6 protein-coding genes are annotated in these 8,092 nt (G+C 75.0%); 5 read left to right on the plus strand and 1 reads right to left on the minus strand.

All coding sequences use genetic code 11. The annotated features are described in order from the left end of the window. Positions 1-38: 38 nt before the first annotated feature. The gene (locus Q1N79_RS25195) at positions 39-2,114 is read right to left on the minus strand and encodes an FUSC family protein (RefSeq protein WP_300613104.1); all 2,076 of its coding nucleotides are present in this window, start codon (positions 2,112-2,114) and stop codon (positions 39-41) included. 123 nt (positions 2,115-2,237) lie between these two features. Between Q1N79_RS25195 and Q1N79_RS25200 the strand changes: the two genes are divergently transcribed. The 5 genes from Q1N79_RS25200 to Q1N79_RS25220 all read left to right on the plus strand — a co-directional run. Beyond that, a complete protein-coding gene (locus Q1N79_RS25200) occupies positions 2,238-3,227 on the plus strand; it encodes a hypothetical protein (RefSeq protein ID WP_300613106.1) in 990 nt (329 codons plus the stop codon). A gap of 129 nt (positions 3,228-3,356) precedes the next feature. After that, positions 3,357-3,884, plus strand: coding sequence for a PadR family transcriptional regulator (locus Q1N79_RS25205; protein ID WP_300613108.1), 528 nt, complete (start codon positions 3,357-3,359; stop codon positions 3,882-3,884). After that, a complete protein-coding gene (locus Q1N79_RS25210) occupies positions 3,881-4,615 on the plus strand; it encodes an ABC transporter ATP-binding protein (RefSeq protein ID WP_300613110.1) in 735 nt (244 codons plus the stop codon). The genes Q1N79_RS25205 and Q1N79_RS25210 overlap by 4 nt, the downstream gene beginning before the upstream one ends. A 2-nt stretch (positions 4,616-4,617) precedes the next feature. After that, positions 4,618-6,549 (plus strand): FtsX-like permease family protein, encoded by a 1,932-nt coding sequence (locus Q1N79_RS25215; protein WP_300613112.1) that lies wholly within the window; start codon positions 4,618-4,620, stop codon positions 6,547-6,549. Further along, a partial coding sequence (locus Q1N79_RS25220; RefSeq protein ID WP_300613114.1) for an FtsX-like permease family protein occupies positions 6,441-8,092 on the plus strand: 1,652 nt, incomplete at its 3' end. The genes Q1N79_RS25215 and Q1N79_RS25220, both read left to right, overlap by 109 nt.

Genomic DNA, 8,092 nt, shown 5'->3' on the forward strand with positions numbered 1-8,092 from the left:
GCCGCGTCCGCGGCGGGGTGACGCGACGACAGTGCCACTCAGGTCTGGGCGGCGGCGGGCCGCGGCTCGCCGCCGCCCAGCACCGCGAGCACCGACCGGACGGCAGCGGTGACGGGTTGCGGCTCGGGATCGGCCGGCAGGTCGCCCCGGGTTGGCACGGCCCCGGCTTGTATCGCGTCCGCCGCCCCGCGCAGCGCCGCGGACAGCTGGCGCACCGAGTCGGGCGCGGGCGCGGGGGCACCGCGGCTGATGGCGACCGCCGTCGCGGTGACCGCGTCCATCACTTCTTCGAGGCCGACCTCGGCGGGCCACCAGGCCGTCGCGCGGCGGCTGACGGGCGCCGGCTCGGACATGGTCCGCTGGAACTCGGCGCGCAAGTCCGACAGGGAGCGGCCCACTTTCCGCCGCAGCTGCGAGCGCCGCTCGGGCCGCCCGGCGTCGGCCGCCGGTGCCCCGAGCGCCCCGAGCGTCCCGAGCGTCCCCGGCGCCCCCGGCGCCCAGGCGGTGACGAGCGCTTCCTGCATGTACGCGCTGACCGTCTTGAGCGTCGCGGCGAACTGCCCGGGCAGGTGCGCCTGCCAGCTCGACGGCCACGGCGCGTACCCGATCAGCAGGACTATCGCGCAGCCGAGCAGGGTGTCCACGAGCCGGTCCACGGCCAGCCGCCAGCCGGAAGAGACCTGCAGGTCGATCAGCAGCACGACGAGGGGCGTCAGGAACATCGCGGACAGCCCGAAGTTGCGGCTCTTCCCGTACGGGAGCAGCGCCGCGAACACGCCGAACGGGACCAGCAGCCACAGCCCGAACGGGACCACCGCCAAGGTCGCCGCGCCGAGCACGGCGCCAGCCACCGTCCCCGCGCCGCGCTGCACGGCGCGGGTGAATACCGAGCCGTAGTCCGGCTTGAGGATGACCGCCACGGTGAGCACCACCCAGTACGACCGTTGCACCGTGAGCACCTGGGTCAGCACCGCGGCCACGCCGGTGCACACGATCAGCCGGATGGTGAACGTCCAGGCGATCCGGCCCCCGGCCAGCTGGTCGCGCAGGTACGCCGCCCGGCCCCTGACCCGGGACCGCCAGTCAGTCGGCGCCGGGGGAGCGGACGGCGGCGCCGAGTTTCCCGAGATCGCGCGGGCCAGGCTGACCATGGAGTCGCGCAGTGCGAGCGCCCCAGGACCCTGCGACCACTGCGGGGGGATCAGCGGCAGTCCCGCGCCGGCCCGTGCGGCGCCCCGTCCCCGGCCGGTCCCGCGTCCGGCGGGACCGCCGCGTCCGTGCGCGATGGCGTCGGCGAGCCGCTCTATCGTGTCGGTGACCCATGGGGGCGGCCGCTCGCCGGCGGCGCGCAGCGACAGCGCCGCCTCGGCCATCTGATGGCTCACGTTCAGGACGGCCACCAGGTGCATGGCCGCGCGGTTGCGTCCGCTGGCGTACGAGCGGCCGGTGAGCAGCATGTCGTAGGCAGCGTTGAGCGCGTTGGTCACCTGCCCCCGCACGGTCGCCACCGCCGGGGTCCCGATCGCGCGCAGGAAAGCGGCGAAGGAGTGGTAGACGGCGGCGACCGCCCGCTGTTCGGCTCCGCGCGGGGAGAGCAGCCAGCTCGGCGTGATCAGCGCGAGCGCCCACGCCGCCCCGGCGGCAAACTCCAGTGCCGTGTGCCACCACGGCCGCAGCGCGCCGATCGAACCGAGGCCGAGCGCGCTGTAGGTGAGCAGCTGCAGGCCGGTGGCCGAGCCTGTCCCGCCGAGCCGGGCGAGGATCGCTGACACCCCGGCGACCACGACGAGGGCGATGACCGCGAGCCAGCCGCGGCCGTGGATCAGCGAGCCGACGACCAGCCCCCCGGCGCCGCCGAACACGGCGGCGGCGCCGATCCGGCGCACCCGCGCCCAATACGGGCCGCCGTTGTCGATCAGGACGCCGAGCAGCCCGCCCAGGGCGGGCAGGATGACCAGCTCACGCCGTCCGGTGATGTACCCGGCGGCGAGCGGGACCCAGATGGCGAACACGGCGCGGATCATGTCCGGCCAAGGGACCGGCGCCTTTTTCGGGCGCATCGCCCCGGCTAGCCAGTCGGGAACGGCCAGCCGTGCGCCGTGAACGCTCCTCACAACAGATCTTCTTACCCGGGGCCGGCGCCCGGGGTCGACCGCCCGCCTCCCGCCGCGGGCAGCCTGCGCGGCGCGGCATCGCGACGCTGGCGCCGAGGGGCCGGCGACTGGACACTTGGCGGTATGAGCATAAGCGCCATGAAACTGACCGGGATGCGGATTTTGCCCCGCGCTGCGGTGCTGACCGCCTGCGCGGCCGCCGCCGTGGCGGCGACGGCCTGCAGCGGCACGCCCGCGTCGACGGGATCGGCAGCGCCCACGGCGTCGTCGGCGACGGCGCAGCCGGCGCCCACACCGACGCCAGCGCCGCCCGCGCTGTCGGTTCCCCAGCTCAAGCAGCGCGCCGCGGCCGACGCCGCCTCGATCCTCGCGTCGTTCGTCCCCCCGCCTGGCGCGCGGCGGCTGGCGAAGGCGCCGGCTGTCGCCCACGGCTTGCTGACCCGCCCGGCTTTTTCCATCGGCTCGTTCGACCAGGTAGACGACGTGTCCTGGTGGGAGGCGACCGACCAGCCGCAGTACGTGCTCGCCTGGGAGCTGGGCCAGATACCTTCCAGGTTCCAGGTCGGCGGCCCCACGACCCTGGTGCCGGGCCCGACTCTGGCCTGGTATGACACCTACTGGCTGTCCCCGGTCACCGGCGTGCTGGTGTGGCGGGACATGGTGATCGAGACCGTGGGCGCGGGCGGCGGGCGGACCGCGATCCGGGTGGACGCCCAGGTGACCTGGCAGCCGCCCCGTCCCGCGTCCGAACGCGTGCCGGCCGCCGCCCGGGTGGTGACGATCGCCGAGGTGCCGGCCAGCAAGTCCGCCACGGGCCTGCCGAAACCGGAGACGATCACCAACCCGGCGGTCGTCAGCAGGCTAGCGGCGGCCACCGACGGCCTGGAGCTGCTCCCGCCTGGCAAATATGCCTGCCCGCCGCCGACGGGCAACGCGCTCATGCTGACGTTCCGCGCGCAGGCGGCCGGCCCGGCGCTGGCGGTCGCGAACAGCATCGGCGGCTGCGAGAGCGTGACGTTCACGGTCGATGGCAGGTCGCAGCCCGCGCTCGCGGGCGCGGAGTCGTTCAACACCCAGGTGCTCAGCCTCGCCGGCCTGAGGTGGCAGCTGTAGCGAGCAGAAAGAAGGCGCCACCCAACGGCCCCCGAGGGGTCGGCCAGGGACCGGCCGGCCTGCCGCGGTTGACACGGCGATAGATAACCGCTATCTATTAGCTAACCGTTAGAGAGAAGGCAGCGCGCCGTGCAACAGGAAGTGGTCCTCGCCATGCTCGCGAAGGAGCCGTCACACGGCTACGAGCTCCGCGCGCGGCTCAAGCACGCGCTCGGCCCGGTCGGCGCGGACCTGAACGCCGGCCAGGTGTACGTGACGCTGACCCGGCTGGAGAAGGCGGGCCTGGTCGTGAGCGCGCCCGCCGACGGGGTCCGCGACCGGCCGGACCGCAAGGTGTACGAGCTGACGGCTCTCGGCCAGCAGCGCGTGACGGAGTGGCTGGCCGAGGTGAGCTGGCCTAGGCCCGACCTGACGGAGTTCCACCTGAAGCTGATCGCCGCGGCCGCCGCGCGGCTCGCCGATCCGCTGGCGATCGTGGACGCGCAGCGCCGTGAGCTGCTGCGCCGGCTGCGGGACGCGCAGCGGGCCGCGCTCGCCGAGCCGGATGACTCGAACGCGGCGCTGCTGCTCGAAGGCATCGTGCTCCGCCTGCAGGCCGACCTGCGCTGGCTTGAGGCCTGCGAACGCGACTGGACAGACCGGAGGAACCGCCCGTGAACGCACCGCTGCTGAGCGCCCGCGGCCTGCGCAAGGAATACGGCAAGGCAGACGCCCTGGTCCGCGCCGTCGCCGACGTCGACATCGACGTCGCGGCCGGCGAGACCGTGGCGGTCATGGGACCGAGCGGCTGCGGCAAGTCGACCCTGCTGCACGTGCTCGGCGGCCTCGACCGCCCGAACGCCGGCCAGGTCACGCTCGCCGGCCAGCGCCTCGACGAGCTGAGCGAGCGCGGCCTGGCCAGGCTGCGGCGCGACGCCGTCGGGTTCGTCTTCCAGGCGTTTCACCTGATGGACGAGCTCACCGCGGTGGAGAACGTGGAGCTGCCCGCGCTGCTGGCCGGCCGCTCGGCGCGCGCCGCCCGGCGCCGCGCCATGGAGCTCCTGGACCGGACCGGCCTGCGGGACCGCGCCCGGTTCCTGCCGTCCGCGCTGTCAGGGGGTCAGCGGCAGCGGGTCGCGATCGCCCGCGCCCTGGCCAACGACCCGCTGGTCGTGCTCGCCGACGAGCCGACGGGCAACCTGGACAGCGCCGCCACCCTCGAGGTGCTCCGGCTGTTCGACGGCCTGCACCAGGCCGGCCAGACGCTGCTCGTCGTCACGCACGACTCGCGGATCGCCGCGACGGCGGACCGGCTGATCAGCATGCGTGACGGCGAGTTCACCGACGAGACCCGGCTGACCGGCGGCACAACCGGCAGCCTCGGCAAGCTCGCCGGCCTGGAGAGCTGACCATGGGCCGCCTCGCCCTCGTCGCCCGGCTGGCCGCCCGCGATCTGCGGTACCGCCCGTCCGAGGCCATCCTGCTGCTGCTCGCGATCACCGCCGCCGCCACCACGCTCACCCTCGGCCTCGTCCTGCACGGCGTCACCTCCGGCCCCTACGAGCGCACCCGCGCCGCGACCGCGGGCCCGGACCTGGTGGCCACCGTCTCCCCCGCGAAAGGCAGCAGCCAGCCCGGGGTCCGCGCGAACCTGCTCGCACTGGCCAAGGCGCCAGGCGTCACCGCGTCGAGCGGCCCGTACCCGGTCACCCTCGCCGCGCTGCGCGGCGGCGGCTACACGGCGCCGGCCATGGTGGAAGGCCGTGCCGAGGCACCGTCGGCGGTCGACCGGCCGCTGCTGACGGCGGGCAGCTGGGTGCGGCCAGGCACGGTGGTGCTCGAGCGCAGCTTCGCCGCCGCGCTCGGAGTGGAGGTAGGAAACAAGATCACTCTGAACGGGCGGTGGTTTCTCGTCTCGGGCATCGCCGTCTCCGCCGCGGTGCCGCCCTATCCGGGGGCCTGCCTGATCGGCTGCTATTTCACCCCCTCCGTGCCGCCCGGCCAGCCGGGCCTGGTGTGGACGACTCAGCAGGCCGCCGAGTCGCTGGCCTCGTCCGAGCCGCTGGTCTGGCTCATGAACCTGCGACTCGCCGATCCCGCCGGCGCCACTTCGTACGCTAATTCGTATAACGCCACGCAAAGAGCGCACACCGCGTTGTCTGCGCCCTATCTGGTGTCGTGGCAGCAGATCGCGGCGCAGGCCGGCCTGGTCGTGTCCGACGAACAGCAGGTGCTGCTCGTCGCCAGCTGGCTGCTCTGCCTGCTCGCGGTGGCCAGCGTGGCGGTGCTGGCCGGCGGCCGGATGGTCGGGCAGGTCCGCCGGGTCGGGCTGCTCAAGGCGGTGGGCGCCACCCCGGGGCTCGTGGCCGCCGTGCTGCTCGCCGAGCACCTGGTGCTCGCGCTGGCCGCCGCGGCGATCGGCCTGGCGCTCGGCTGGCTAGCCGCGTCGCTGCTCACCAGCCCCGGCGCCGGCCTGCTCGGCAGCGCGGGCCCGCCATCGATGACCGTGTCCGGCGCCGGGCTCGTCGTGGCCGTGGCCCTGCTCGTCGCGGTCGCCGCGACCGCGGCGCCCGCGATCCGCGGCGCGCGCGCCAGCACGGTCGGCGCGCTCGCCGAGGTCGCCAGGCCGCCCAGGCGGCGGCCGCTCATCACCAGGTGCTCCGCGCTGCTGCCCGTGCCGCTGCTGCTCGGCACGCGGATCGCCGCCCGGCGGCCGCGGCGCACGCTGCTGAGCGCGGTCAGCGTGGTCGTCACGGTCGCCGGGGTGGTCGCGGCGCTCACGGTGCACGCCCGGTTCGACAGCTCCTTCGGCGCCGGCGGCGGGCTCGTGAATCCGCTCTTCACCCGCATCAGCCAGGTGATGTCGGTCCTGACCGTCGCGCTCCTGGTCCTGTCGGCGGTCAACGCGCTGCTCATCACGTGGGCGACCACGCTCGACGCGCGCCGGCAGGCGGCCCTGGCCCATGCCCTCGGCGCGACTGCGGGACAGCTCAGCGCCGGCCTGGCGGTCGCGCAGATGCTGCCCGCGCTGGCCGGCGCGATCGCGGGCATCCCGGCGGGCCTGCTGCTGTACGCGGCGGTGCGCACGGGCGGCCCGATGACCTACCCGCCGGCCTGGTGGCTGGCCTGCGTCGTGATCGCGACCCCGCTGGCGGCCGGCGCCCTCACCGTGGTCCCGTCACGGCTCGCGGCCCGCACCGGGGTCGGCCCGGTCCTGCAGTCCGAGGCGGCGTTATGGGACGTGTCCTTCTTACCTGCCGGCTTGCCGCCCGCGACCTGCGGCACCGGCCCGCGCAGGCGGTGCTGCTGCTCCTCGCGATCACCGCCGCGACCGCGACATTGACGCTGGGACTCGCGCTCAACGGGGTGACAGCCAGCCCCTACCTGCGCACCAGGGCCGCGACGAACGGGCCGGACGTGACGGCCAGCGTCTATCCCGGCGGACCGGACGGGACCCAGCCGGCGAACACCGCCCCGCTGACGGCGCTGCTCGCGGTGCCCGGCGTCACCGCGAGCAGCGGCCCCTTCCCTGTCGCCTCCGCCATGCTCAGGGCGCGCGGGTATGCCGTGCCCGTGCAGGCGGAAGGACGCGACGAGGCGCCGGCCGCCGTCGACCAGCCGGCGCTGACGCAGGGCACCTGGGTCCGCCCAGGCGGCGTGGTGCTCGAGCGGACGTTCGCGCAGGCGCTCGGCGTGACCATAGGCGACCGGGTCACGCTGAACGGCCGGCCTTTCGTGGTCGCTGGCATCGCCGTCACCGCCGCGATCCCCGAATACCCGGGGGTCTGCTACTACCTGACGTGCAACGCGGACGCGCAAGCCGAAGAATCCGGCATGGGCCTGGTCTGGGTCACCCAGCCCGCCGCCCTGAGCCTTGCCACAGCCGCGATGCCGGTGTCCTACGTGCTGAACCTGAAGCTCGGCAACCCGGCAGCCGCGCCCGCGTTCGCCGCCGCGCACGGCCCGGTCACCCCGGGGGGTGCGCAGACATCGTCGCCCGTTGAGGTGCTGACCTGGCAGCAGATCCAGTACGCGGACGACGACCTGGTCTCCGTCGCGCAGCAGGTGCTGACGCCGGGCGGCTGGCTGGCGGTGGCGCTCGCGGTGGCCAGCGTGGCCGTGCTGGCCGGCGGGCGGATGACGGAGCAGGCCCGGCGCGTCGGGCAACTCAAGGCGGCCGGCGGCACCCCGGCCATGGTCGGCGCCGTGCTGCTCGCCGAGCACGTGTTCCTCGCCCTGGTCGCGGCCGCGGCCGGGCTGGGCGTCGGCTGGCTCATCGCGCCGCTGCTGACGAACGCCGGAGCGGGCCTGATCGGCGCCCCAGGGGCGCCGGCGCTTACCGGCGGCACGATCGGGCTGGTCGCCGCCGTGGCGCTGGGCGTGACGCTCGCGGCGACGCTCGTCCCCGCCGTCCGCGCGGCGCGCACGAGCACGGTCGGCGCGCTGGCCAATTCCGCGCGCCCGCCGAGCCGCGGGGCACTGCTGATCGCCGTCTCCGCGCGGCTGCCGGTTCCGCTGCTGATCGGGCTGCGGCTGATCGCTCGCCGGCCGCGTCGTGCGCTGCTCGGCGCCGCGAGCACCGCGGTAACGGTCACCGGGATCGTCGCGGTCATGGCCGCACACCACGCCGGCGACGTGGCGGCCAGGCGCAACGACTGGTTTACCGGGCTCAGCGATCCGGTCACCGGCCGCGTCGGCCAGGTGATGGCGGTGCTGACGGTCGTGCTCGTCACGCTGGCGGCGGTCAACGCGATCGTCATCGCCTGGGCCACGGCGCTGGACGCCAGGCAGCCCACGGCCCTGGCCCGCGCGCTCGGCGGGACGCCGCGGCAGGTCACCGCCGGCCTGGCGGCGGCCCAGGTGCTGCCCGTGCTGCCCGGCGCGCT

It is taken from the genome of Trebonia sp., assembly GCF_030042015.1.
In the GTDB taxonomy this organism is placed as follows: Bacteria; Actinomycetota; Actinomycetes; order Streptosporangiales; family Streptosporangiaceae; genus Trebonia.

Excerpts from the sequence above, each read along its gene's own strand:
- Q1N79_RS25200 (WP_300613106.1), top strand. The coding sequence starts at position 2,238 with ATGAGCATAAGCGCCATGAAACTGACCGGGATGCGGATTTTGCCCCGC.
- Q1N79_RS25215 (WP_300613112.1), top strand. The coding sequence starts at position 4,618 with ATGGGCCGCCTCGCCCTCGTCGCCCGGCTGGCCGCCCGCGATCTGCGG.